The sequence below is a fragment of the Acidiphilium sp. 20-67-58 genome, assembly GCF_002255515.1.
In the GTDB taxonomy this organism is placed as follows: domain Bacteria; phylum Pseudomonadota; class Alphaproteobacteria; order Acetobacterales; family Acetobacteraceae; genus Acidiphilium.
This window is the reverse complement of record NZ_NCAS01000015.1, coordinates 15,192-38,778: the sequence shown is the minus strand read 5'-3', so window position 1 is coordinate 38,778 and position 23,587 is coordinate 15,192. Positions and strand designations below refer to the sequence as shown.

The following is a 23,587-nucleotide window of genomic DNA, read 5'->3' as shown; positions in this document are numbered from 1 at the left end:
GTGTCGCGGTGGCGGTGCGGGGGGCCACGCTGGTATACTCGCTTTTTGCCCGAGTCGGCGCGGCTTGCGCCCCCGAACGCCTGATCGGAGACTTCGATATGGATATGCCAGCAGATTTTCCCGCGTCCCACGCCTCCGTGATCGAGACGATGGCGTCGATCTCGGCGCAGATCTGGGACGCGAAATACCGCCTCAAGGACGAGACCGGCGCGCCGGTCGACCTTACGGTCGAGGACACCTGGCGGCGCGTCGCCCGCGCCCTGGCCGCGACCGAGCGCGAGCCCGCGCGCTGGGAGGCGCCGTTCTACGAGGCGCTGCGCGATTTCCGCTTCGTCCCCGCCGGGCGGATCATTTCCGGCGCCGGCACGGCGCGGCGGGTGACGCTGTTCAACTGTTTCGTGATGGGCGACATCGAGGACGATCTCGGCCGGATCTTCGCCCATCTGCGCGAGGCGGCGCTGACCATGCAGCAGGGCGGCGGCATCGGCTATGATTTCTCCTCGCTCCGGCCGAAGGGGGCGGCGGTGCGCGGCGTGGGGGCGGATGCGTCGGGTCCGCTCTCGTTCATGGATGTGTGGGATTCGATGTGCCGCACCATCATGTCCGCCGGGGCGCGACGCGGCGCGATGATGGCGACGATGCGCTGCGACCACCCCGATGTCGAGGCCTTCATTGCCGCCAAGCGCGAGCCGGGCCGGCTGCGGAACTTCAACCTCTCGGTGCTGGTCACCGATGATTTCATGCGCGCGGTCGAGGCGGATGCGGCGTGGGATCTCGTCTTCGAGGGCAAGGTCTATCGCACGCTGCAGGCGCGCGCGCTGTGGGAGGCGATCACCCGCGCGACCTATGATTACGCCGAGCCGGGGGTAATCTTCATCGACCGGATCAACAAGCGCAACAACCTCCATTATTGCGAGACGATCCACGCGACCAATCCCTGCGGCGAGCAGCCGCTGCCGCCCTATGGCGCCTGCCTGCTCGGCTCGATCAACCTCGCCCGGCTGGTGCGCGATCCCTTCGGCCCCGGCGCGCGGATCGACGAGGCGGAGCTTGCCGAACTGGTCACCGTCGCCGTCCGCATGCTGGATGACACGATCGACGCCTCGGGCTTCCCGCTGGAGGCGCAGCGCGAGGAGGCGGTGGCCAAGCGGCGCGTCGGCCTCGGCATGACCGGGCTGGCGGATGCGCTGATGATGTGCGGCCTGCGCTACGGCACGCCGGAGGCCGCCGCGCGGGCCGGCGACTGGGCGCGGCAGATCGAGCGCGCCGCCTATCTCGCTTCCGCCGCACTCGCCGCCGAGAAGGGCGCGTTCCCGCTCTACGACGCCGCACAATACCTCGCCGGCGAGACCGTCGCCGGGCTCGACGAGGATGTCCGCGCCGCCATCGCGGCCGGCGGCATCCGCAACGCGCTGCTCACCTCGGTCGCACCGACGGGGACGATCTCGCTGCTGTCGGACAATGTGTCGAGCGGGGTCGAGCCGGTGTTCGCCCTGGCCTATACGCGCAAGGTGCTGCAACGCGATGGCAGCCGGCGCGAGGAGGAGGTGACCGACTATGCGCTGCGGCTGTTCCGCGCGAAATTCGGCGAGACCGCGGCCCTGCCGGCGCATTTCGTCACAGCGCAGGAGCTGACCCCGGCCGAGCATGTGCGGATGCAGGCGGCGGTGCAACGCCATGTCGACAGCGCGATCTCCAAGACGGTCAACGTGCCGGAGGATATCGGCTTCGAGGCGTTCCAGGAGGTCTATCTCGACGCCTATCGCAGCGGCTGCAAGGGTTGCACCACCTATCGGCCGAACGCGGTGACCGGCTCGGTGCTGGAGGTCACACCGCCCGCGGAGGCGAAGCCGGCGCCGCAGTCAGCCCCGCCCGCGACCACCGCTGCCGGGCTGCTGGTCCGCGCCGACAAGCTGATCGGTGCCACCTACAAGCTGCGCTGGCCGGACAGCGAGCACGCGATGTATGTCACGATCAACGATATCGAGCAGGATGGGGTGCGCCGGCCGTTCGAGGTGTTCGTCAACTCGAAGAACCTCGAACATTACGCCTGGGTGGTGGCGCTGACGCGGATGATCTCGGCGGTGTTCCGCCGGGGCGGCGAGGTCGCTTTCGTTGCCGAGGAGCTGAAGCAGGTGTTCGACCCGCGCGGCGGACAGTGGAGCGGCGGGCGCTACGTGCCCTCGCTGGTCGCGGCGATCGGCGACGTGATCGAGCGGCACATGGTCGAGACCGGGTTCCTGGTGCCGCCTTCGGACCAGAAGCGCGTGGCGGCGACGCCGGAAGCGGCCCCGCTCGGCGCGCTCTGCCCCAAATGCAGCCAGCCCGGGCTGGTGCGCGAGGCGGGCTGCCTGAGCTGCCTGCAGTGCGGCTGGTCGAAATGCGGCTGAGGCTTATTCGGCGGCTTCGTTGACGGGGCGCGGCGCGGTCGAGCCGCGGATGACGCAGCGCCCGCCGAGCACGATCTTGCGCACCGGGGCCTCGGGCGCGGCGAGCCGCTCCAGCAGCAGGCGCATCGCCTCGGCGCCGATCTGGGCGACCGGCTGCTCGATGACGGTGATGCCCGGGCCGATCAGGTCGGTCCAGCTTTCATTGTCGAACCCGGCGACCGCGAGATCCTCCGGCATGCGCCTGCCGGCAGCGCGCAGGGCGCGGACGGCGCCCATCAGCAGCAGCCCGTTGCTGGCGATCAGCGCCTCCGGCAGGGTGCCGCGCGCGAACCAGCGGGCGATTTCCTGCTCCGCCGCCTCGATGCTGGGGGCGGCGAAATGCGCGGCGGGGGCGAGGCCGGCGCGGCGCATCGCCGCCTCGTAGCCATCCCGCCGCTCGATCCCGGTGGTGCTGGCATTGCCGAACAGCCCGGCGATGCGACGGTAGCCCTGGCCGAGAAGATGCTCGACCAGCATGCTTCCGGCGGCGAAATTGTCGAGCACCACAGCGTCCTGCCCGCTGGCGCGGCCGGCGCGGTCGATCAGCACCATCGGGTAAGGCGGCCTTCCGCCGCGATCGAGCCGCTCGACCGAGGCGCGGGTGGGCGCGAAGATCACCCCGGTGACGCGCTCCTGCTCCATGAGCTGGAGATACATCGCCTCCTTCTCCGGGTTCTCGTCGGTATTGCAGAGAATGACGCGCAGGCCGGCGGCGTAGGCGGCATGCTCGACGGCGCGGGCGACGGCGGTGAAGAACGGGTTCGAGATGTCGGCGACGATCAGCCCGACCGTCTGCGAGTGCTGCGAGCGGAGGCGGCGGGCGGACAGGTTGGGCCGGTAGCCGGTGCGGCGCACTGCGTCCTCGACCTTGTCGCGCAGGGCGGCGCTGACCGCGCCGCCGCCGAGCGTGCGCGATACCGTCGCCGGCGATACCCCGGCGGCGCGGGCCACATCCTTGATACTGACGGCCATCGGGGCGGTGTCTTTCCTGCCTGCCGCAACGGGCTCTCGAAATCGTTCTCAGAGACTCAGCATGAAACAAGCCGGCGCGGCAAGTGAAAATCTGGGCGCTGGCTGCAAATTTTCCGCAAAACACGAGAATGTTGTTGACAGGAAAAACTGAAAACGTTTTCGCTTCAGGCCTAGGGCATCATCCGTTCAGATGGAGCCATCTGATCGGATAAAGATGCCCGCTTTAGAAGTATGACAGAGCATCATCCGTTCAGATGGAGCCATCTGAACGGAAAGCGCTCTGGGGAAACGAGGAAACCGCCAATGCCGCCCGCCTTGCAGGATGTCGCTTTCGGCCCCGCGCTGGTCGGGCTCGGCGCAGCACCCGCCTCGAAGGAGGCGGCGATCGGCGCGGCCGCCCGCCTGCTCGAAGATGCGGGCTGCATCGCGCCGGAATATACGCGGAGCATGCTGCACCGGGAAGCTGTGACCGGCACGTTTCTCGGCCATGGCGTCGCCATCCCGCATGGCATGGGCGATGACCGGCACCTGATCCGGCGCGACGGCATTGCGGTGTTGCAGGTGCCGGGCGGGGTGGATTGGGGGGCGGGGCAGGTGGCGCGGCTCATCGTCGCCATCGCCGCGCGGGGGGAGGCGCATCTCGCCATCCTGCGCCGCCTCGCCGCGCTGATGCAGGATCGGGACAGGCTCGCTTCCCTTGCCGCGACGGCGGAGGTGCTGGAGATCGTCGAGGCGCTGGCGGGCGAGGAGGCGCGCGAACTGCCGCAATCCGATGAAGCGGCGGCGGATTTCGCGCACCGGTTCGAGATGGTGGTGACCGATCCCGCCGGGCTGCACGCGCGGCCGGCCGCCGCCTGGGCGGAGGCGGCGCGGCAGAGCGGCCTCAGGGTTCGGGTGCGACATGGCGACGAGGTGGCGGACGGGCGCAATCTCGTCGCCTTGCTGCATCTCGGCCTGCGCGCCGGCGACCGCGTGGTGATCTCCGCCGAGGGGGAGGATGACGCCGCCGGCCTCGCCTGGCTGCGGGCGCGGCTTGCCTCGCTTGCCGCGCCGGCAGCGCAGGCGCCCGCCCCGCGATCCGCGCGGGGCTGGACGCCGCCCGGACCACTCGCCGTGATCGGCGGGATCGCGGCAAGCCCCGGCCTTGCGATTGGCAGGCTGCATGTGATGGCGGGCAGCGCGGCGGAGATTGCCGACGAGACGCTGCCGCTGGCCGAGGGCGCGGCACGGCTGGAGGCGGCGCTGGCGGCGGCGCGCGCGGCGCTGCACGCGCTCGCGACAACGGCTTCAACCCGGCTCGGCGCCGGCGAGGCGGCGATCTTCCGCGCCCAGGCGGAGCTGCTGCACGATGACGAGCTGATCGTCGCGGCCTGCCGACGGATGGTCGAGGGGCATGGACCGGCCTCGGCGTGGCAGGCGGCGGTCGGCCAGCGTGCGGCTTCGCTGGCGGCGCTGGACGATCCGGTGCTGGCCGGGCGCGCGGCCGATCTGCGCGATGCCGGCCGGCGGGTGCTCGCCTGTCTCGACCCCGCGTCTGCGGTCGATGGGCTGGCGGCGCTGCCGGAGGGAGAGTGGATTCTCGTCGCACCGGATCTCCCGCCCTCGGAGATGGCGGGGCTCGATCCCGCGCGCGTGGTCGGGCTGGCGACGGCGGCGGGCGGGCCGGCCGCGCACACCGCCATTCTCGCCCGCACGCTCGGCCTGCCGGCGCTGGTCGGCGGCGGCGACGCGCTGCTCGGCCTGCCCTCCGGCGTGATGGCGATCCTCGATGGCGCAACGGGATGCCTCTACCCCGATCCGCCGGCGGCGGCGCTCGATGCGGCCATCGCCTGGCGCGCTTCGTCCCGCGTGCGGCAGGCGGTGGCGGCCCGCGCAGCAGCTGCGCCGGCGGTGACGCAGGATGGCCAGCGCATCGGCATCGCCGCCAATGTCGACCGGCCCGGCCTCGTGGCGGCGGCGCTCGCGGCGGGCGGCGAGGGCGTCGGGCTGATGCGCACCGAGTTCCTCGTCCTCGATGCCACTGCGCCGCCGGACGAGGCCGCGCAGCTGGAGGTCTACCGCGCGATGATCGCGGCGGTGGACGGGCGGCGGCTGGTGATCCGCGCGCTCGATCTCGGCGGCGACAAGCAGGCGCCGCATCTCGGCCTGAAGCGCGAGGCGAATCCGTTTCTCGGCGTGCGCGGGGCACGGCTGCTGCTGCGCCGGCCGGACCTGCTGGAGCCGCAGCTGCGCGCGATCTATCGCGCGGCGATGGCGGGCGGGGATGTGGCGGTGATGTTCCCGATGGTGACCTCGGAGGATGAGATCGTCCGGCTGCGCGCCGCCTGCGAGCGGGTGCGCGCGGCCCTTGGCGCGCCGGTGCTGCCAGTGGGCATCATGATCGAGGTGCCGGCGGCGGCGGTCATGGCGGATCGTCTGGCCGCGCAGTGCGATTTCCTCTCGATCGGCACCAACGACCTGACACAGTACACCCTTGCGACCGACCGGCAGAACCCCGACCTCGCCGCCGCGGCGGACAGCCTGCATCCGGCCGTGCTGCGGCTGGTGGCGCAGGTTGTGACGGGGGCGGCGACGCGTGGATGCCCGGTCAGCGTATGCGGCGGGATGGCCGGCGATCCGGCCGGCGCCGCCCTGCTCGCCGGGCTCGGGGTGACGGCGCTGTCGATGGCGCCGCCGGATATCGCGGCGGTGAAGGCGCGGCTGTGCGGCGCGCGGGTCGAGGCGCTGCGGGCGCTGGCCGCCCGCGCGCTCGCCGCCGCGACGGCGGACGAGGTGCGGGCGCTGGAGGCGGGCGCATGATTGCCCCCCGCACCGCTCCGGTGATCACGCTGACGCTGAACCCGGCGATCGACGAGACGATCGAGCTGGATGCCCTTGCCCCCGGCACGGTGCACCGGGCGCGCGGCGTCGTGTTCCATGCCGGGGGCAAGGGGGTCAATGTCGCGAGTTGCCTGGCCGATTGGGGCGGGATTCCGGTGATCGCCGCGGGTTTGCTCGGCCGCGCCAATGAAGCGCCCTTCGTCCGGCTGTTCGCGGCCAAGGCGATCCGCGACGAATGTATCCGCGTGCCGGGCGAGACCCGCACCAATGTCAAGCTCGCGCATGCGGGCGAGACCACCGACATCAACCTGCCGGGGCTGGAGGTGACGGCGTCATCGCTGCGGGCGGTGAGCGCGCTTCTGCTCCGCCTCGCGGTGCCGGGCGCGGTCGTGCTGCTCGCTGGCAGCCTGCCGGCGGGGGTGGATGCGGGGTTTTACGCCGAGCTCGCCGCCGCCCTCGCCGCGCGCGGCGCGCGGGTGCTGCTCGACAGTTCCGGCCCGCCGCTCGCCCGCGCCCTGGCCGGCGCCGCGCCGCCCTGGTGCATCAAGCCGAACCGCGCCGAGCTGGAGGCGCTGGCCGGGCGGCGCCTTGCCGATGCGGCTTCGCTGCGGGATGCGGCGCGCGGGCTGGTCGGGCGCGGTGTGGCGCTGGTCGCGGTCTCGCTCGGCGCCGAGGGGGCGCTGTTCGTCACCGGTCGCGGCTGTCTGCGCGCGGCGCTGCCGCCGATGCGGGTTGCCAGCACGGTCGGAGCCGGGGATGCGATGGTCGCCGGCATCATCGCCGGGATGCATGCGGCGGCGGGGCTGGAACGGATCGCCCGGCTCGGCACCGCCTTCGCCGCCGCCAAGCTGCGCGCGCCGGGGGCCAACCTGCCCGGGCGCGACGCGGTCGAGGCGCTGGCGCGGGCGGTTGTCGTCGAGCATGAGGGGGTGGGGGCGGCATGAGTGTCATCGTTGCGGTGATTGCCGGCGGGCCGGGTGCTGTCTCGCGCCTGCTCGCGGCGGAGGCGCTGCGCCGCGCGGCGCTCGATGCGGGGCATGATATCGCGATCGAGATCGGCGGCGACGATGGCGTGCGCGATCCGCTCGCCGCCGCGCGGATCGCTGCGGCTTCGCTGGCGATCGAGATCGGTCCGCAGGCGGCGGGCGATCCCCGCTTCGCCGGGATGCGGCGGTACGGCGCGACGCTGGACGAGGTGCTGGCGGATGCCGGCGCCGTGCTGCGCCGCGCGCTGGACAGTCCTCCTGCCGGCGGGCGGCGGATCGTCGCGGTCACCTCCTGCCCCACCGGCATCGCCCATACCTTCATGGCCGCCGAGGCGTTGTTGCGGGCGGCGGCGGCGCTGGGCGACGAAATCCGCGTCGAGACGCAGGGATCGGTTGGTGCGGGAACGAAGCTGACCGGGGCGGAAATCGCGGCGGCGGATCTCGTGCTGATCGCCGCCGACCGGCAGGTGGATCTCGCCCGGTTCGCCGGCAAGCGCGTGTTCCACAGCGGCACCAAGGCCGCGATCAACGATGGCAAGGCGCTGATCGCCCGCGCGCTCGACGAGGCCGAGGTCCAGGGTGGCACGGTGCGGCCGGACTCCCGCGCCGGTGCTGCGCGGGCGCGGCCTGGGCCGTACCGGCACCTGATGACCGGCGTTTCGTTCATGATCCCGTTCGTCACCGCCGGCGGGCTGCTGATCGCGCTGGCCTTCGCCCTTGGCGGCATCCACGCGACCGACGCGGCGGCGGCGCGCAGCTTCGCCGGCGCGCTGTTCGAGATCGGCGCGAAATCGGCCTTCACCCTGTTCGTGCCGGTGCTCGGCGGCTACATCGCCTATTCCATCGCCGATCGGCCGGGGCTCGCACCGGGGATGATCGGCGGATTGCTCGCCGCGCTGACCGGGGCGGGATTTCTCGGCGCGATCCTCGCCGGCTTCATCGGCGGCTATGCGACGCGCTGGCTGAACGAGACCCTGCGCCTGCCGCGCGGCTTGCAGGGGTTGAAGCCGGTGCTGCTGCTGCCGGTCCTCGGCACGCTCTTCACCGGGCTGTTGATGGTCTATGTGATCGGCCGTCCGGTCGCCGAGCTGCTGCACCTGATGACGCATGTGCTGCGTTCGATGCAGGGGTCGGGCGCGCTTGCCCTCGGCCTGCTGCTCGGCGCGATGATGGCGTTCGACATGGGCGGGCCGGTGAACAAGGCGGCCTACACCTTCGCGGTCGGCCTGCTGTCGGCGCGGGTCTATACGCCGATGGCGGCGGTGATGGCGGCGGGGATGACGCCGCCGCTCGGCGTGGCACTGGCGACCAGGCTGTTCGCCAGCCGCTTCACCACGATCGAGCGCGAATCCGGCCTGCCGACCGCGGTGCTTGGTCTGTCCTTCATCACCGAGGGGGCGATTCCCTACGCCGCCGAGGACCCGTTCCGCGTGATCCCCTGCACCATGACCGGATCGGCGGTGGCCGGAGCGATCTCGATGGTGGCGGATGTGAAGCTGCGCGTGCCGCATGGCGGGGTGTTCGTGCTGCCGATCCCGAACGCGGTGACGCATCTGGGGCTCTATGTCGTCGCCATCCTCGCCGGATCGGCGGTGACGGCTTTGATGTTGGGGCTGGTGAAGGCGCGGCTGGCCACGCCGGAGGGATGAGATGCGCGGGATTGCCGCTTGCGGCAGGCCGGGTTAGGCATGGCGCTCAACGACAGACAGGATACCCTATGTCCGATACCATGCCGCCGCTTCCCGGCATCGACCAGCTTCGCGCCGTGATGGATTCCGATCTGCTCGCGATGGGGCGGACGCTGGGGTTCCGCCTGGTCGAGATCGCCGAGGGGCGGGTGGTGTTCGAGGGCAGCCCGGGGCGCGAGGTTTATAATCCGCTCGGCACGGTGCATGGGGGCTACGCCGCAGCACTGCTCGATTCCGCCTGCGGCTGCGCCGTGCATACGATGCTCACCGCCGAGCAGGCCTATTCGACGCTGGAGCTGAAGGTTTCGTATCACCGGGCGATGACGGCCGAGACCGGGGTGGTGCGGGCGGTGGGCACGGTGATCTCGCTCGGCCGGCGCGCCGGCTTCTCGGAAGCGAAGCTGACGGATGTGAGCGGACGGCTCTATGCTTCCGCGACTTCGACTCTCATCGTCATGCAGCGCTAGAGCATCATCCGATCAGATGGAATCATCTGATCGAATAAAGATGCTCTTATTATCAACAAAATGAAGCACGGCATCCGATCCTGATGGATCGGAACGTGTTCTAAGGAGAGACTCCATGCGCATTCTGGTGGTCGGTGCCGGCGGCACCGGTGGGTATTTCGGCGGCAGGCTGGCCGAGGCCGGCCTCGACGTGACGTTCCTCGTGCGTCCGGCGCGGGCGCAGGCGCTGGCGGCGGGCGGTCTCGTCATCCGCAGCGTGAAGGGCGATGTCCATCTGCCCGCACCCTCGGTAGTGACGGCCGACCGGCTGGAGCCGGTCTTCGATCTCGTGCTGCTGAGCTGCAAGGCCTATGATCTCGACGATGCGGTGGCGGCGATGGCGCCAGCCATCGGCCCGCATACGCTGGTCCTGCCGCTGCTCAACGGCATGCGCCATCTCGACGTGCTGGATGCGCGGTTCGGCGCGCCAATCGTGCTGGGCGGGCAGTGCGTGATTTCCGCCGCCCTCGATGCCGAGGGGAGGGTGCTGCATCTCAACGACGCGCACACGCTGACCTTCGGCCCGCGCGCCTCCGGGCAGGATGCGCGGGCGCGGACGATCGCCGAGCTGTTCGGCAGGGCCGGCTTCGTCACAAGGCTGAGCGATGCGATCATGCAGGACATGTGGGAGAAATGGGTGTTCATCGCCGCGCTCGCGGGCATTACCTGCCTGATGCGCGCGCCGGTGGGGGTGATCGTCGAGGCTGGCGGTGCCGAGATCGCGCTCGGGCTGGCGGCCGAATGCGCCGGCATTGCCGCGCGGCACGGCTTCGAGCTGCGCCCGGCGGCATCGGCGCGGCTGAAGGAATGGCTCGCCACCCGAGGCTCGACGATGACCGCCTCGATGCTGCGGGACATCGAGCAGGGCGGGCGGATCGAGGGCGCGCACATCATCGGCGACCTGCTGCGGCGGGGCGATCCGGCGGCCTGCAAGCTGCTCGCCATCGCCGATGCGCATCTGCGCGCCTATGAGATCCGCCGCGCCGGGTAACGCGCGCGCGTACCCGGTTTCATCCGATCAGATGGAATCATCTGATCGGATAAAGATGCTCTAATTATCAACAAGATAGAGCACGGCATCCGATCCGGATGGATCGGAACCTGCCCTAGCGGCCGGTGCGGGCGCGCCAGGCGGCGAAGTCGGTCTCGGTTGCGGGGTCGGTCGCCGGGTAGAGGCCGAGAATGGAGGCGCCTTCGCGCACCCGCTCGGTGACGAAATCCTCGAACGCCGTCATCTCCGTCGCTTCCCGTGCGAGTTCGTCGGCCAGATGGGCGGGCAGCACGATCACGCCATCGGCATCGCCCACGATCACGTCGCCGGGGAAGACCGGCGCGTCGCCGCAGCTGATCGGGTCGTCGATCGCGATCGCCTGGTGGAGGGTGAGGTTGGTCGGCGCGCTCGGCCTCGTGTGATAGGCGGGAAAGCCGAGAGCGGCGATCTCGGCGCTGTCGCGGAAGCCGCCATCGGTGACGATGCCGGCTGCGCCGCGCTGCATCAGCCGGGTGACGAGAATGCCGCCGGCCGAGGCGGCGCGGGCGTCCTTGCGGCTGTCGATCACCAGAACCGCACCTTGCGGGCAGGTCTCGATCGCCTGGCGCTGTTTGTGGTCGCGGTTGCGGAACACGGTGATCGGGTTGAGATCCTCGCGCGCCGGGATGTAGCGCAGGGTGAAGGCCTCGCCGACCATGCTCTGACGCGGCGGGCTGAGCGGCAGCGCGCCCTGGATCACCTGCTGGCGCAGGCCGCGCCGGAACAGGGCGGTGGCAAGGGTGGCGGTGCTGACGCGGGTGAGTTGCGCGCGTGTGTCCGGCTTGAGCATGTCGCATCTCGCGGGGGCAAGGCGGCCGGGCTGCTATGCGCCGGTCCGGCGGGGTGATGAGGACTATGTGCGAGCAGATCACACAAGCTGGCGCGGGGTCAATGCGCGGGGGTTGATTCACCTCAATGATGCCGGCCCGCCCGTGGCCTATCAGACATGATGCCGGCGCTGCTCCCGGTATTGCTCCCGGCTCTGCTCCCGGTGCTGATGAAAGGCGGCGTGTCATGGCGAACCTGGTCCGGACCGGCTTGCTGATGGCGTTGCTCACCGCGCTGTTCATGGCGGTTGGCTATGGTGTGGGCGGCGGCACGGGTGCATCGATCGCCTTCGCGATCGCGGCGGCGGGAAATCTCGTGACCTATTGGGTGGCGGACCGGGCGGTGCTGGCGGCCTATGGGGCGCGGCCGGCTGATCCGGCGGCGTTTCCCCGCCTCGTCGCGCTGGTCGAGCTGCTGGCGCGCAAGGCGGGGCTGCCGGTGCCGCGTGTGTTCGTGATCGAGGCGGACCAGCCGAACGCCTTCGCCACCGGGCGCGATCCGGCGCATGCGGCGGTTGCCGTCACCACCGGGCTGCTGGGCGCGCTGGACGAGGCGGAGCTGGCCGGCGTGCTCGCGCACGAACTCTCGCATATCCGCCATCGCGACACGCTGACGATGACGGTCACCGCGACGCTGGCCGGGGCGATCGGCATGATGTCCAATCTCGCGCTGATCTTCGGCGGCGGCGACGAGCGCCGGGCGAGCCCGTTCGCCGGCATCGGCGGCGCGCTGCTGCTGATCCTCGCGCCGCTTTCGGCGACGCTGGTGCAGCTCGCCATTTCCCGCGCCCGTGAATATGCCGCCGATGCCGGCGCGGCCGCGCTGACCGGCCAGCCGCTGGCGCTGGCGCGGGCGCTGGCGCGGATCGGGGAGGCGGCGCGCTGGGTCGGCAATGACGATGCCGAGCGCAACCCGGCGACGGCCTCGCTCTTCATCGTCAACCCGCTCGCTGGCACCACGTTCGATGCGCTGTTCGCAACCCATCCGCCGCTGCGCGAGCGCATCGCCCGGCTGCGCCGCATGGCGCAGTTCGACGCCAGAGCGCATTTCGATCCTGCCGGATCGGATGTAATGCTCTAGCACGCTGACAAACCGAGCATCTTTATCCGGTCAGCTGATTCCATCCGATCGGATGATGCCGTGTGCGGATTGGGGATTGCGGCGATGCGGAGCTGGGCGCGCCGGTGTGGCGCGCCCCTTGCGGATCAGCCCGCCTTGATCTCGATCTTGCGCTCGGCGCGGATGGCCTCGGGCCGTTTCGGCAGGGTGATGGTCAGCACCCCGTTGGCGAACTGCGCCTCGATCCGCGCCGGATCGGCGCTGCCGGGCAGGCTGAAGCGCCGCTCGAACCGACCATAGCGGCGTTCGTTGAGCTGGTAGTCCGCCGTCGTGGTTTCCTGCGCGCTGCGCTTTTCACCGGAGATCGACAGCGTGTCGTCGGTGGCCTTGATCTCGACGTCCTTGAGCGCGAGCCCCGGCAGCTCGGCGGTGATGACGAACGCCTTGTCCTGCTCGATGACATCGACGGCCGGGGAATCCGGCCCGCGCGACCAGAACGGCTCGAACGGGAAGCCGGCCTGCCGGGCGCGGCGCGGCGGAATGCCGTCGAAATCTTCGAACAGGCGATTGACCTCGCGGCGCAGGGATTCGAAGGGGCGCCAGAAATCCGGCATGCCGGCATGGCGGCGCTCCGGCTCGGCGGATTTGGGCCGGGGTTCGACCTGGGTACTCGACATGGCTGCGATCCTTTCCGGGTGACAGGGTTGAGCCGACGGTGTCGACTCCCAGAAATCTAGAGCATCGCCCGATCGGATGGATTCATCTGATCGGACAGAGATACTCGGGAAATCAGACAGACAGGCGCGCGGCTACTGGTCGGAGGGCGGCTCGATCTCGGGCGCGTCGATGTCCGGCTCCGGCGTCTGCGGGTTCGGGACCTCGATTTCCGGCGCGCTGTCCTCCACCGTCTCGGCCTCCGGCGCCTCGCCGACTTCCGGCGGCTCGAGATGGTGTCCCGGCAGCGCGGCGTGGGCGGGCTCGCCGATCTCCCCCGGCTTGCCGCCGGACGGGCCGGTTTCGGGCGGTTCGGGGAGTTCGGGGGTCACATCGGTTGCCGTGATCTCGCCGGCTTCGGAGAGCTCGCCGATCACCTCGACGCGGGTGAGGCCATCGAACCGGTGCACGCCGGCCGGTGCCTTCGCCTGCATGCCGTCGGCGGCGACGAGGCGCCCGTTGCCGGCGGAGCGGAAGAAATTCACCGCCTCGACCCGCGTGCCCGGCGCGCCCAGCCGCAGCGGGCGCGGCACGATTGTGCCGAGCACCGGATGCCCGTCGATCACGGTGCCGGTGGCGATGACGCGCTCGCCCTGGTGCAGCCCGTCGAGCATGCCGGGCCTGGCCGGCAGGACGAGGCCGCCGAGCCGCGCCTGCCCGGGCGGGCTCGCGCCGAGCGTGGTTTCGAGCCGGAAGCTGCGCGATTCGGGCAGGGTGGTGACGCGGGAGGCGACCCAGTTGCCATCGGCCTGGCGCTGGGCGGAGATCCCGACCGTCTGCCCCGGATGCAGTGTTGCGCCCGGCACCGGGCGGGGCAGCAGCACGGTCTGGTGCAGCACGGTGATCTCCCGCCCGTTGGCGGCGATGTGGGTGACCGGGCCGATGATCGCCTGCCAGGTGGCGATGCTGCGGGCGATGCCGCCATGCGCGCCCTCGGCGACGCCGTGGACGATCGCCATGTCGCCCACCCGGAGGGCGGCGGCGGTGGCCGGCTGACCGTCGATCGTGACCAGGGTGCCGGCGGTGATGCGGTATTCCCGATTGTTCACGAAGACGCTGCCGAAGCGCTGGATCGGGCCGTAGCCGACGATGGGCGCGCTTGCGCGGCCGATGCCGGTGCCGCCGATGCCGCCGGGTTCGTGCGTGATTCCGGTGCCGCCGATGCCGCCGGTTTCCCGGCTTACGCCGGTCCCACCGATACCGCCGGCTTCATGGCTGATCCCGGTGCCGCCGATGCCGCCGGCCTCCTGCGCGCCAGCCGCTGCCGGCAGGATGCCGAGCAGGAGTGCGAGCAGCAAGCCGCGGCGGCGGCGCTTGCGGTGAGGTGCGGTCGGCTCAGGGACGGTCATCGGCATCGGTCTCGTAATAATAAACCCCGAGGCGGAGCCGGCGCAGCTTGCCCTCGCCATCGCCCGCGCCCTCGGCCTCGGTGCTGGCGAGATTGCCCTCGAGCAGGTGTTCGTTGCACTGGCGCAGAAGGCGGTCTGCCATGTCTGACAGGACGGGGCGGGCGGCGTTCAGCCGGGTTTCGCCGATGCCGTTGTGGAACAGCGCCCGCTCGATGAAGACCGGGCTGTCGCCGGCGAGGTTGTGGAAGGCGCTGCGCATGTGGTCGCCGACATTGGCGGCGAGGAAGAGCAGCTTGTCGCGCGGCTCGCCGGGGGTGAAGGCGGCGCGCAGCAGGCTTATGCGATCGTCGGCCAGCCGCTCGATCACGCCGGCGCGCTCGAGCTCCTCGATGATGGTTCGGCCGCGCACATCGACCTTCGCGGCGCGGAGCAGGGCGTCGAACCCCGGATCGTCGCCTTCGCCGCGCACCGTCAGCGGCCGCGGCGCGCCGGTCGCATCGCGGAAGGCGGCGGCGGAGACCCAGGTCCCGATCACCCTTGCCGCGGCGTTGACGCCGGCCATCGGGTCGCGCGGCGGCGGCGGCGCCGCGGTGGCGGCGGCCTCGCGCAGGCGCTTGACTTCGCGGCGGTTGATGCCGGTGACGGCGCTGATCTGGCTGTCGGTCGGGCTGGTGCCGCCCTCGTGGTTGCGGACGGCTTCATCGATATAGACGCGCTTGAGCAGGTCGCGGAACGCGATATAGCCCCAGCCCCGCCGCATCAGGTAGGCGACGAGGGGGCGCAGCAACCGGCCCAGCATGTTCTCGATATCGGATTCCATTCCCGCTCGCCCGCCGACCGTGGCGTGGGTGGCTCGCCGCCATCCGCCCCGCGTTCCATGTGTGATAAACTCCCACATAATACACGTACAAAAATTTGCAATCGGATGACAGCAGTCTCGGCCATTGGAATGACATATTCCATTATGATACTGGATCGGTTCATTATGGGAGCGCGATGACGGTCTTGGGAAGCTTGCGCGCGGCGGCGGGAGGGTGTCGGGGGGGATCGGCGATCGCCCTGCTCGCTGCCATGGCCCTGCCGGGCCACGCCCGCGCCGCGGCGCCCAACGGGTTCACCATCGGGCTCGAACCCTCGCTGTTCACCGGGCGGTTCGGCACCCACCACACGATCCACATCTATGACCTGCCCTTGTCGGTCGTCTATCGGCACGACCGGCTGCTGGTGCGGGTCGAAGTGCCCTATATCGCCGTGGCGGGGGCCGGGATCGTGGCCGGGCAGGCGGTCATTTCCGGCCACGGGTCCAGCGCCACCCGCCAGGGGCTCGGCGATGTCTGGGTCAAGGCTGAATACCGGCTCGACCACGCGCGCGGGCCGATGCCGGCCATCGAGCCCTATGTGAAGGTGAAGCTGCCGGTCGCCTCCTATCGCAAGGGGCTCGGGACCGGGCGGTTCGACGAGGAAGCCGGCGTGCGGACGATCTGGCGGATCGGCGACCGGGTGTTCCCCTACCTCCAGCTCGGCTACCGCGTGGTCGGCCGCCTGCCGGGGCTGCATCTGCAGAACGTCGTGACCTTCGAGCCGGGGGTGGCGGTGGCGGTGACGCCCCGGCAGTTCGTCAGCGTTATCCTGATTGGCCACACGCCGATCCAGAAACGGCGGACGGCGGTGGCCTCCGCCATACTGGCATATAACCTGCGGATGAATTTCCGTTGGGAATTGCAGCTTTACGCTACGCGTGGGCTGACGTCGCAAAGTGCCGCGTTTGGCGCCGGACTCGGCGTCATGGCGCATTTCTGAGCGCTGTTTCAATAGTTTAACCAGAAAAAACGGGAATCCGCGCGGCGGCGCGCGGCGGCGCGGACCTGTCCGCTTGTTCATGTTTGCTGCCGTTTTCTCGCTTGACTGTGGAACTTTCTCCCACGATAACAGCGCGACACCGGCAGTGGAAAGGAACCCTGTATGCGCGATGTTCATGTGGTTGAGCGGGACAGCGCGCCGGGGTTCGCGGGTGCTGTCTGGCGGGAGACGAGGATGGACCCGGCCGCGCCCTTCGGCAGCGGTGCGATGGAGGGTGACGCGGCGGCGGCAAGCCGTCCGGGCGGCCTTCTGACCCGCCGGGCCGGCGCGCGGATGCCGGGATGCGGCGGGCCGGTCGGACCGACGGTGGTGTTTCTATATTCGCATGACACGTTCGGCCTCGGGCATCTGCGCCGCAACCTCGCCATCGCCGAGCGCCTGCTCGACACGCGGCAATTCGCGGTTCACCTGCTCACCGGCTCGCCGGTGATCGGGCAGTGGCGCCTGCCGCCGGGGCTGCATGTGCATCCGCTGCCGCCGGTGGTGAAGACCGGCGCGGAAACCTACAAGGCGCGCGAGGCGGGGCAGAGTTTCGGCCTGGTGAAAGGCTATCGCGCCGCGCTGATCCTGACCCTCGCGCTGCGTTACCGGCCGGACGTGTTTCTCGTCGATCACGCGCCGGCGGGAATGAACGGGGAGATATTGCCCACGCTGGCGATGATGCGGCGCGACATGCCGCAGACCCGGGTCATGCTCGGCCTGCGCGACATTCTGGATAGTCCGGAGACGGTGCGGGCGACCTGGGCCGAGCAGGACATCCCCGATCTGCTCGACCACGCCTATGACGACATCCTTGTGTATGGATCGCGCGCGCTGTTCGACGTCGCGGAGGCCTATGGCATCGGCGGGGCGGCGGCCGGACGGGTGCGCTATTGCGGGCATGTCGTCGCTGCCGACCTGCTGCTGCCGGGCAATGCGGGGGCGCCGCCGTGCTGGTCCGTGCTCCGCGCGGCGGGGCGGAAGGTCGTGCTGGTGACGGCGGGCGGCGGCGGCGACGGGTTCGCGCTGATGGAGGCGTATCTGCGCGCCCTGCCGCAGCGGCAGCCGGCTTCGTTCCACTCCGTCATCGTGACCGGGCCGCTGATGCAGCCGGCGCAGCGCGCGGCTCTCGCCGCCGCCGCCGGCGGGCGCGACGATGTCGAGCTGGTGGACTACATCACCGATCCGCTGCCGAGCCTGCGGGCCGCTGATCTCGTCATCGCGATGGCGGGCTACAACACCAGCGCCGAGCTGATCGCCGCACGCAAGCGGGCGATCCTGGTGCCTCGGCCGGCCCCGCGGGCGGAGCAGCGGATGCGGGCGCGGCTGCTGGCGGGTCTTGGCCTCGTGCGCGCGATCGAGCAGGGGCCGGATCTCGCCGCCGATCTCGCACGCGAGATTCCCGCCGCCCTCGCCGCCCCCGAGCCGCTGCCCGAAACCTGGGCGCAGCTCGATCTCAACGGTGCCGAGCGGGTGGCCGATCATCTCGCCGCCCTGGCCGGGAAGCGGCAGGATGCGCCGGGCTCGGCGTGGGAGATCGCCTGATGCCCGTCTTCGCCAGCCTTGATTCCGCCGCGTCTCCCGCCGGGGATGCGCCGGTCGTCTACATCATGAAGCGCTATCCCCGGCTGACGGAAACCTTCATCCTCAACGAGATCCGCGCGATGGAGCGGCTGGGGGCGAAGCTGCACATCGTCTCGCTGCTGCCGCCGGAGCCGCCGCCGCATCACCCGATGGTCGCCGAGGTCGAGGCGCCGCTGCATCCCGTGCCGCCGATGAGCGAGGCGGCGGGGCGCCGGCAGATTGCCGCCGCCCATGGCCGCGCCATCGCCGCCGCCCCCGCGCGCTATCTCGGCGCCTTCGGCCGGGCAATGCTGTTTTCCGCCCGGTCGCCGCGGCCGCTCTCGGTCTGGAAGCAGTTCCTGCGCGGCGGCGTGATCGCGAGCCTGTGCCGGGCCCAGGGCATCCGCCATATCCACGCCCATTTCGCCAACGCGCCGGCCGCCGCCGCGTGGTTCGCCAGCATGATGACGGGGCTGCCCTTCAGCTTCACCGCCCATGCCAAGGATCTCTACCTCACGCCGCCGCATGTGATCCGCAAGCGCGCCCAGGCGGCCAGCTTCGTTGCGACATGCACCGGCTACAACGTGAAATATCTCGCCGGGCTGCTGGAGGGCGAGGCGGACAAGATCAAGCTCGTCTATCACGGCATCGATCTCGGCCTGTTCGGCGCGCGCCGGCAGGGCGAGGCGGCCGGGGCCGCCCGCGAGACGCTGATCCTCTCGGTCGGCCGGCTGGTGCCGAAAAAAGGACATGACGACCTGATCGCCGCCTGTGCGCGGCTGCGCCGGCTCGGCCTTGCCTTTCGCTGCCGGATCATCGGCGAGGGGCCGCTGCGCGATGAGCTGCAGGCGCAGATCGCGGCGCATGGGCTGGACGGGGTGGTGACGCTCGACGGCGCGATGACGCATGCCGACCTGATCGCGCTCTACGCCACCGCCGATGTGTTCGCGCTCGCGCCGCGAATCACCGAGGATGGCGACCGCGACGGGATTCCCAACGTGATCGCCGAGGCGATGGCGATCGGCGTGCCGGTGGTCTCGACCAGCGTGTCCGGCATTCCCGAGCTGGTGCGCGATGGCGAGACCGGGCGGCTGGTGCCGCCGCGCGACCCGGCGGCGCTGGCCGCGGCGATCGAGGATATCCTGGCCGATCCCGCCACGGCGCGGCGTCTCGCCGAAGCCGGGCGGGCGCGGCTCGAAGGCGAGTTCGACCTGTGGACGACGACGCGCCGGCTGCACGCGCTGCTCGGCTGCGCCGGCTGCGCGCCAGAGGCGCCGGAGAGCGGCGGGACGCGGTTTCGCGCCGATTCGCCCACCGGACCCTCATCGCTGGCAAGGGCATCGTCGTGAGGATCCTGTATCTCAATCTCGATCGCGGCATTCCGGTCGAGGGCGACAAGGGCGCTTCGGTCCATGTCCGCGAATTCGTCGCCGCGGCTTCATCGCTCGGCCATGAGGTGACCCTCGCCTGCACCACGCGCGGCACCGGCAATCCGCCGCCGCCGGCGCGCATCCTCGAATTCGCGCCGCCGCCGGCGGACCTGTCGGTCGGCAACGAGATCGAGCGGCGCGAGCGCGTGCGGATCGAGCATGATTTTTCGGTCGGCGACCGGATCTGTGCGGCACTGGACCGGTACGGCGTGAAGCCCGATCTCGTCTATGAGCGCCACGCGCTGTTCCATCGCGCGGGCGTGTGCATTGCCGCGCGGCTCGGCGTGCCGCGGATCCTCGAGGTCAACGCGCCGCTGGTCGAGGAGCAGCTTCGGTTTCGCGGACTGCATCTGATGGACGAGGCGCTGGCGGCGGAGGAAAAATCCTATCGCGGGGCGGATGCCATCATCGCCGTCTCGCCGCAGGTGGCCGCACATGTCGCCGCCGTGCTCGGCCGGGCGGACCGGGTTCATGTCGTCCCCAACGGGGTCGATCTCGCCCGCTTCGCCGATGCCGATACGGCGGGGGCGGTGCTGCGCGCCCGGCTCGGCCTCGGCGGGCGGCGGATTGCCGGGTTTATCGGCAGTTTCAAGGCCTGGCACGGTGTGGCCGGACTGGTCGAGGCGGTTGCCACAATCGCCGCGCGGTATCCGGCGTTGCATCTCGTCGCGGTGGGCGACGGGCCGGAGCGCGAGGCGGTGGCGGCGCTGGTGGCGGCGCGCGGCCTCGGCGCGCGGGTCACGCTGCCGGGGCGGGTTCCGCATGGCGAGATCCCGGCCTGGCTCGGGGCGATGGATTTCACCGTTGCCCCCTATCTGCCGCAGCCGGATTTCTATTTCTCGCCGCTCAAGATTTTCGAATCCCTCGCCGCCGGGCGCGCGGTGATCGCCCCGGCGATCGGCGAGATCGGCGGGATCATCGCCGATGGCGAGACCGGGCTGCTCTATCCGGCGGGCGAGACGCGTGCGCTCGGCGCCGCGCTGGCGCGCCTGCTCGATGATCCGGCGGGCTGCCGGGCGATGGGCGCGCGCGGACGTGCCGGTCTTGCCGGGCGGGACTGGCGCGACGTGGTGCGGTTCAGCCTCGCCTGCGCGCCGGCCCGGTTGCCGGCATGAGCGGGCCGGGCGGCGTCTGGCTGCGGGCTTATCTGCGGCCCGAATGGCGCGCCCTTTCGGCCGGCACGGCGGTGATGGCGGCGCGGGCCGGCGTTTTGCTGATGCTGCCCTGGCCGCTGAAATTTATCATCGACAACGTGATCTTCCAGCGCCGGCTGGCGCCCTGGCTGCACGGCGTGCTGCCCGATCCGCTGACCCACCGGATGGCGCTGCTCGACACGCTCGGCCTCGCCATGCTCGGGCTCGGTATCGCCGATGCGCTGCTGGTCTATCTCGGCAACCGGCTGTTTCTCGATGCGGGGCAGCGGATCGTGTTTGCCATCCGAGCCGATCTGTTCGCGCATCTGCAACGCCTGTCGCTCGCCTTTCACCGCCGCCAGCGCGCCGGCGAGCTGATGGCGCGGCTGACCGGCGATGTGCGGCAATTGCAGGATTTCATCGTCGCGGTGGGGATCGACCTGCTGCCGCACGGGCTGACCATTCTCGGCATGGCGACGGTGATGCTGCTGATCGACTGGCGGTATGCGCTGATCGCGCTGTCGGTCGCACCGCTGCTGTTCTGGATCGCGCGGGTCTATACGGGGCGGCTGCGCAACGCGCTGCGCCAGGTGCGACGGCACGAGACGACGCTGAGTGGCGTGATGCAGGAAATCCTCGGCAGCGTGCAGGTGGTGCAGGCCTTCGGCCGCGAGCCGCACGAGGACGGGCGGTTCGGCGCCCATGCCGGGCGCAGCCTCGAGGCCGGGCTGCATGCCAATGCGGTGCAGGCGCAGTTCAGCCCGGCGATGAACCTCGCCATCGCGGTCGCGACCGGGGCGATCGCCTGGTATGGCGCGGCGACGGTGATTCGCGGCCCGCTCACGCCGGGGGAATTGCTGATCTTTCTCGCCTATCTGCGCGGCATCGCCACCCCGGCGCGGCAGCTCGCCAAGACCGGGCGGGTGTTCGGCCGGGCATCCGTCGCGATCGAGCGGATCGGCGAATACCGGGCCGAGCGGTCGAGCGTCGCCGAGGTGCGGGATGCGCTTCCCTTTGCCGGGCGGGCGACGCGGATCGAATTCCGCGAGGTCGGGTTCGGCTACCGCGACGATCACGAGGTGCTGCACGGCGTCTCCTTCGCGCTGGAGGCCGGGCGCACCATCGCGCTGGTGGGCGCGACCGGCTCGGGCAAGAGCACGATCGCGAGCCTGATCCCGCGCTTCTACGACGCGACATCCGGTGCCGTGCTGCTCGACGGGCAGGATATCCGCGGCGTGCGCCTCGCGGATCTGCGCCGGCAGGTGGCTCTCGTGCTGCAGGACCCGGTGCTGTTCCAGGCGAGCGTTTGGGAAAACATCGCCTATGGGCGCGAGGGCGCGGGGCGGGACGAGGCGATCGCGGCGGCGCGCGCGGTCGGGATCGATGCGGTGGTCGAGGGCCTGCCCGACGGGTTCGACACCATGGTCGCCGAGCGTGGGCAGAGCCTGTCCGGCGGCCAGCGCCAGTGCATCGCCATCGCCCGCGCCATGCTGTGCGATGCGCCGATCGTCATTCTCGACGAGCCGAGCAGCAGCCTTGATGCCGGCACCGAGCGGCGGGTGATGGCGGCGCTCGACCGGCTGGCGGCGAACCGCGCCGCCCTGGTGATCGCGCACCGGCTTTCCACCGTGCGCGCCGCCGACGAAATCCTGGTGCTCGACGATGGCCGCATCGTCCAGCGCGGCACGCATGACGCGCTGCTGGCCGAGGGCGGGCGATATGCCGCGCTCTGGCAGGCGCTGCGCGATGATTCTCCCGCTCCCCAACTCCGTCTGGTGGCTCAATGACCCGTTCCGCGCCTGCCGTTCCGCGCCTGCTCGCCGCCCTTGCCGCCGGTGCGGCGCTTGCCGCGCCGCTGCGCGCCGCCCGCGCCGATCCCTGGATTCCGGCGTCGGGGGATGGCGTCGTCAAGCCGATGGTGCGGCTGTTTCACGGCAACCAGGCGTTTCCCGCCGGCGGCTTCACCACCAATGCGCTGCGCGGCTCGAGCGAGAGCTCGACGCAATATCGCGTCACCGGCGTGCAGGGGATCGGGGATGGCCTGTCGATCGAATACGATCTGCGCGGCGGCCGGGTGCGCAGCTTCGCCGACCGTCACCACCGGCCGGTAGCGAGCGTTTCATCCGGCCTGCAGGACGAGGAGATCGGCCTGAATTACGGGCTGGTCCAGACGCCGCGTTTCGCCGATTCCCTTACGCTGAACGTCATCGTCCCGGCGGGGCGGACGAAGCCCTCGCCCGCGCTCGGCACCGGGCGTTGGTCGGTGGAGCCGGATTTCCAGGCCGGGATCACGCGGCCCTGGGGCAGCCTGACGATGGTCACGGGGGCGCGGGTTTTCCTCGACGGCGCGGCGACGCAGCTGCGCGCGACGATCGATCTCTCGCTCCATCTCACCCGCCGCCTCGCGCTGACCGGCGAGGTGTTCGCGGTGAAGACGATCCGGCAGAGCGGCACGATTCCGCCCGGCGCGCAGGGCGAGATCTACAATCTGGTGCGGCCGGCGGTCGGCCTGACCTGGCGGCTGACCAAGACGGTCCGGCCGTTCCTGCTCTACGAGGTGAACGTGGCGGGCGAGGGGATTCATGCCGGCAGCCGGGTGGAGCTGGGCGTTGCGGTGCATTACTGACCCGCGCGCCGGCGGCCGGGCGCTGCTGCTCGCCCGGCATGGACGGACGGCGTGGACCGGCGAGGGCCGTTATCAGGGGCGCAGCGACCTGCCGCTCTCGCCCGAGGGCTGGGCGGATGCCGCCGGGCTTGCCGCCGCGCTGGGCGACGAGCCGCTCGCTTCGATCTATTCCAGCCCGCTGCTGCGGGCGCGGCAGACGGCCGGCTGCATCGCCGCGCGGCGTGGCGACGTCGCGGTGATCGTCGATGACCGGCTGGCCGAGATCGCGTTCGGCGACTGGGAGGGACGCACCCAGGCCGAAATCCGCGCCGCGACACCCGAGGCGCTGCGGCGCTGGAAGCGCGATCCCGGCGGGATGCGCTTTCCCGGCGGCGAGACGCTTTCCGAGGCGCGGGCGCGGCTGCATGGATTTCTCGCCGATCTGCCGGAGCAGGGCGGGGCCGTTCTAGCCGTCACCCATGCCGGGATGATCCGCCTCGCCTGTCTCGACGCCGAAGGGCGCGGCGATGACGGGTTTCGCGGCATCAGGATCGCACCGGGCGCGGTGCGGCGCTTCTCCCTTTGCGGCGCGGCTGTCGCGGCGCCGCCTTTCCATCATGAAACCGTGGAGTGAAC

19 protein-coding genes are annotated in these 23,587 nt (G+C 70.9%); 14 read left to right on the top strand and 5 right to left on the bottom strand.

The window, feature by feature from the left end:
• Window positions 1-98: 98 nt before the first annotated feature.
• Window positions 99-2,390 (top strand): adenosylcobalamin-dependent ribonucleoside-diphosphate reductase, encoded by a 2,292-nt coding sequence (locus B7Z76_RS07750; protein WP_291343154.1) that lies wholly within the window; start codon window positions 99-101, stop codon window positions 2,388-2,390.
• A 3-nt stretch (window positions 2,391-2,393) separates the two neighbouring features.
• On the opposite strand, the gene B7Z76_RS07745 is transcribed toward B7Z76_RS07750, so the two are convergent.
• Window positions 2,394-3,401: a LacI family DNA-binding transcriptional regulator gene (locus tag B7Z76_RS07745; protein WP_174504279.1), complete on the bottom strand. Its 1,008-nt coding sequence runs from the start codon at window positions 3,399-3,401 to the stop codon at window positions 2,394-2,396.
• Window positions 3,402-3,704: 303 nt separating this feature from the next.
• Here B7Z76_RS07745 and ptsP point away from each other — a divergent pair, with 303 nt between their 5' ends.
• From ptsP to panE, 5 genes are all read left to right on the top strand, one after another.
• Window positions 3,705-6,200: a phosphoenolpyruvate--protein phosphotransferase gene (ptsP, locus tag B7Z76_RS07740; protein WP_291343152.1), complete on the top strand. Its 2,496-nt coding sequence runs from the start codon at window positions 3,705-3,707 to the stop codon at window positions 6,198-6,200.
• Window positions 6,197-7,165 (top strand): 1-phosphofructokinase, encoded by a 969-nt coding sequence (pfkB, locus tag B7Z76_RS07735; protein ID WP_291343150.1) that lies wholly within the window; start codon window positions 6,197-6,199, stop codon window positions 7,163-7,165. The genes ptsP and pfkB overlap by 4 nt, the downstream gene beginning before the upstream one ends.
• A complete protein-coding gene (locus B7Z76_RS07730; RefSeq protein WP_291343148.1) occupies window positions 7,162-8,856 on the top strand; it encodes a PTS fructose transporter subunit IIC in 1,695 nt (564 codons plus the stop codon). Before pfkB ends, B7Z76_RS07730 begins: the two co-directional genes overlap by 4 nt.
• A 68-nt stretch (window positions 8,857-8,924) precedes the next feature.
• Complete coding sequence (locus tag B7Z76_RS07725; protein ID WP_291343146.1) at window positions 8,925-9,362, top strand: PaaI family thioesterase; 438 nt, start codon at window positions 8,925-8,927, stop codon at window positions 9,360-9,362.
• 115 nt (window positions 9,363-9,477) lie between these two features.
• The gene (panE, locus tag B7Z76_RS07720) at window positions 9,478-10,392 is read left to right on the top strand and encodes a 2-dehydropantoate 2-reductase (protein ID WP_174504284.1); all 915 of its coding nucleotides are present in this window, start codon (window positions 9,478-9,480) and stop codon (window positions 10,390-10,392) included.
• Window positions 10,393-10,507: 115 nt separating this feature from the next.
• On the opposite strand, the gene B7Z76_RS07715 is transcribed toward panE, so the two are convergent.
• The gene (locus tag B7Z76_RS07715; RefSeq protein WP_174504285.1) at window positions 10,508-11,221 is read right to left on the bottom strand and encodes a ribonuclease activity regulator RraA; all 714 of its coding nucleotides are present in this window, start codon (window positions 11,219-11,221) and stop codon (window positions 10,508-10,510) included.
• Between the two features lie 224 nt (window positions 11,222-11,445).
• Here B7Z76_RS07715 and B7Z76_RS07710 point away from each other — a divergent pair, with 224 nt between their 5' ends.
• A complete protein-coding gene (locus B7Z76_RS07710) occupies window positions 11,446-12,339 on the top strand; it encodes a M48 family metalloprotease (protein ID WP_291343143.1) in 894 nt (297 codons plus the stop codon).
• A 125-nt stretch (window positions 12,340-12,464) separates the two neighbouring features.
• On the opposite strand, the gene B7Z76_RS07705 is transcribed toward B7Z76_RS07710, so the two are convergent.
• The 3 genes from B7Z76_RS07705 to B7Z76_RS07695 all read right to left on the bottom strand — a co-directional run bounded on the left by B7Z76_RS07705 (window position 12,465) and on the right by B7Z76_RS07695 (window position 15,201).
• Entirely contained in the window at window positions 12,465-12,995 is a 531-nt protein-coding gene (locus tag B7Z76_RS07705; protein ID WP_174504287.1) for an Hsp20/alpha crystallin family protein, read from the bottom strand.
• Window positions 12,996-13,127: 132 nt separating this feature from the next.
• On the bottom strand, window positions 13,128-14,387 hold the full coding sequence (locus B7Z76_RS07700) for a DUF5666 domain-containing protein (RefSeq protein ID WP_291343141.1): 1,260 nt from the start codon (window positions 14,385-14,387) through the stop codon (window positions 13,128-13,130).
• Window positions 14,368-15,201: a DUF6502 family protein gene (locus tag B7Z76_RS07695; protein WP_174504289.1), complete on the bottom strand. Its 834-nt coding sequence runs from the start codon at window positions 15,199-15,201 to the stop codon at window positions 14,368-14,370. Before B7Z76_RS07695 ends, B7Z76_RS07700 begins: the two co-directional genes overlap by 20 nt.
• Before the next feature lie 176 nt (window positions 15,202-15,377).
• Between B7Z76_RS07695 and B7Z76_RS07690 the strand changes: the two genes are divergently transcribed.
• The 7 genes from B7Z76_RS07690 to B7Z76_RS07660 all read left to right on the top strand — a co-directional run bounded on the left by B7Z76_RS07690 (window position 15,378) and on the right by B7Z76_RS07660 (window position 23,585).
• Window positions 15,378-16,181, top strand: coding sequence for a hypothetical protein (locus B7Z76_RS07690; protein ID WP_236656435.1), 804 nt, complete (start codon window positions 15,378-15,380; stop codon window positions 16,179-16,181).
• 162 nt (window positions 16,182-16,343) lie between these two features.
• The gene (locus B7Z76_RS07685) at window positions 16,344-17,765 is read left to right on the top strand and encodes a glycosyltransferase family protein (protein WP_291343139.1); all 1,422 of its coding nucleotides are present in this window, start codon (window positions 16,344-16,346) and stop codon (window positions 17,763-17,765) included.
• Complete coding sequence (locus tag B7Z76_RS07680) at window positions 17,765-19,132, top strand: glycosyltransferase (RefSeq protein ID WP_174504291.1); 1,368 nt, start codon at window positions 17,765-17,767, stop codon at window positions 19,130-19,132. Before B7Z76_RS07685 ends, B7Z76_RS07680 begins: the two co-directional genes overlap by 1 nt.
• The gene (locus tag B7Z76_RS07675) at window positions 19,129-20,328 is read left to right on the top strand and encodes a glycosyltransferase family 4 protein (RefSeq protein ID WP_174504292.1); all 1,200 of its coding nucleotides are present in this window, start codon (window positions 19,129-19,131) and stop codon (window positions 20,326-20,328) included. Before B7Z76_RS07680 ends, B7Z76_RS07675 begins: the two co-directional genes overlap by 4 nt.
• Complete coding sequence (locus B7Z76_RS07670; RefSeq protein ID WP_291343136.1) at window positions 20,325-22,133, top strand: ABC transporter ATP-binding protein; 1,809 nt, start codon at window positions 20,325-20,327, stop codon at window positions 22,131-22,133. Before B7Z76_RS07675 ends, B7Z76_RS07670 begins: the two co-directional genes overlap by 4 nt.
• The gene (locus B7Z76_RS07665) at window positions 22,130-22,972 is read left to right on the top strand and encodes a transporter (RefSeq protein WP_291343135.1); all 843 of its coding nucleotides are present in this window, start codon (window positions 22,130-22,132) and stop codon (window positions 22,970-22,972) included. Before B7Z76_RS07670 ends, B7Z76_RS07665 begins: the two co-directional genes overlap by 4 nt.
• Window positions 22,956-23,585 carry a histidine phosphatase family protein gene (locus B7Z76_RS07660; protein WP_291343134.1) on the top strand — a complete coding sequence of 210 codons (630 nt, stop codon included), beginning with the start codon at window positions 22,956-22,958 and terminating at the stop codon, window positions 23,583-23,585. Before B7Z76_RS07665 ends, B7Z76_RS07660 begins: the two co-directional genes overlap by 17 nt.
• Window positions 23,586-23,587 lie beyond the last annotated feature (2 nt).

What these genes read in the sequence shown, in the direction of transcription:
- B7Z76_RS07750 (WP_291343154.1), top strand. Translation starts at nt 99, where the DNA reads ATGGATATGCCAGCAGATTTTCCCGCGTCCCACGCCTCCGTGATCGAG.
- B7Z76_RS07745 (WP_174504279.1), bottom strand. Translation starts at nt 3,401, where the DNA reads ATGGCCGTCAGTATCAAGGATGTGGCCCGCGCCGCCGGGGTATCGCCG.
- ptsP (WP_291343152.1), top strand. Translation starts at nt 3,705, where the DNA reads ATGCCGCCCGCCTTGCAGGATGTCGCTTTCGGCCCCGCGCTGGTCGGG.
- pfkB (WP_291343150.1), top strand. Translation starts at nt 6,197, where the DNA reads ATGATTGCCCCCCGCACCGCTCCGGTGATCACGCTGACGCTGAACCCG.
- B7Z76_RS07730 (WP_291343148.1), top strand. Translation starts at nt 7,162, where the DNA reads ATGAGTGTCATCGTTGCGGTGATTGCCGGCGGGCCGGGTGCTGTCTCG.
- B7Z76_RS07725 (WP_291343146.1), top strand. Translation starts at nt 8,925, where the DNA reads ATGTCCGATACCATGCCGCCGCTTCCCGGCATCGACCAGCTTCGCGCC.
- panE (WP_174504284.1), top strand. Translation starts at nt 9,478, where the DNA reads ATGCGCATTCTGGTGGTCGGTGCCGGCGGCACCGGTGGGTATTTCGGC.
- B7Z76_RS07715 (WP_174504285.1), bottom strand. Translation starts at nt 11,221, where the DNA reads ATGCTCAAGCCGGACACACGCGCGCAACTCACCCGCGTCAGCACCGCC.
- B7Z76_RS07710 (WP_291343143.1), top strand. Translation starts at nt 11,446, where the DNA reads ATGGCGAACCTGGTCCGGACCGGCTTGCTGATGGCGTTGCTCACCGCG.
- B7Z76_RS07705 (WP_174504287.1), bottom strand. Translation starts at nt 12,995, where the DNA reads ATGTCGAGTACCCAGGTCGAACCCCGGCCCAAATCCGCCGAGCCGGAG.
- B7Z76_RS07700 (WP_291343141.1), bottom strand. Translation starts at nt 14,387, where the DNA reads ATGCCGATGACCGTCCCTGAGCCGACCGCACCTCACCGCAAGCGCCGC.
- B7Z76_RS07695 (WP_174504289.1), bottom strand. Translation starts at nt 15,201, where the DNA reads ATGGAATCCGATATCGAGAACATGCTGGGCCGGTTGCTGCGCCCCCTC.
- B7Z76_RS07690 (WP_236656435.1), top strand. Translation starts at nt 15,378, where the DNA reads ATGACGGTCTTGGGAAGCTTGCGCGCGGCGGCGGGAGGGTGTCGGGGG.
- B7Z76_RS07685 (WP_291343139.1), top strand. Translation starts at nt 16,344, where the DNA reads ATGCGCGATGTTCATGTGGTTGAGCGGGACAGCGCGCCGGGGTTCGCG.
- B7Z76_RS07680 (WP_174504291.1), top strand. Translation starts at nt 17,765, where the DNA reads ATGCCCGTCTTCGCCAGCCTTGATTCCGCCGCGTCTCCCGCCGGGGAT.
- B7Z76_RS07670 (WP_291343136.1), top strand. Translation starts at nt 20,325, where the DNA reads ATGAGCGGGCCGGGCGGCGTCTGGCTGCGGGCTTATCTGCGGCCCGAA.
- B7Z76_RS07665 (WP_291343135.1), top strand. Translation starts at nt 22,130, where the DNA reads ATGACCCGTTCCGCGCCTGCCGTTCCGCGCCTGCTCGCCGCCCTTGCC.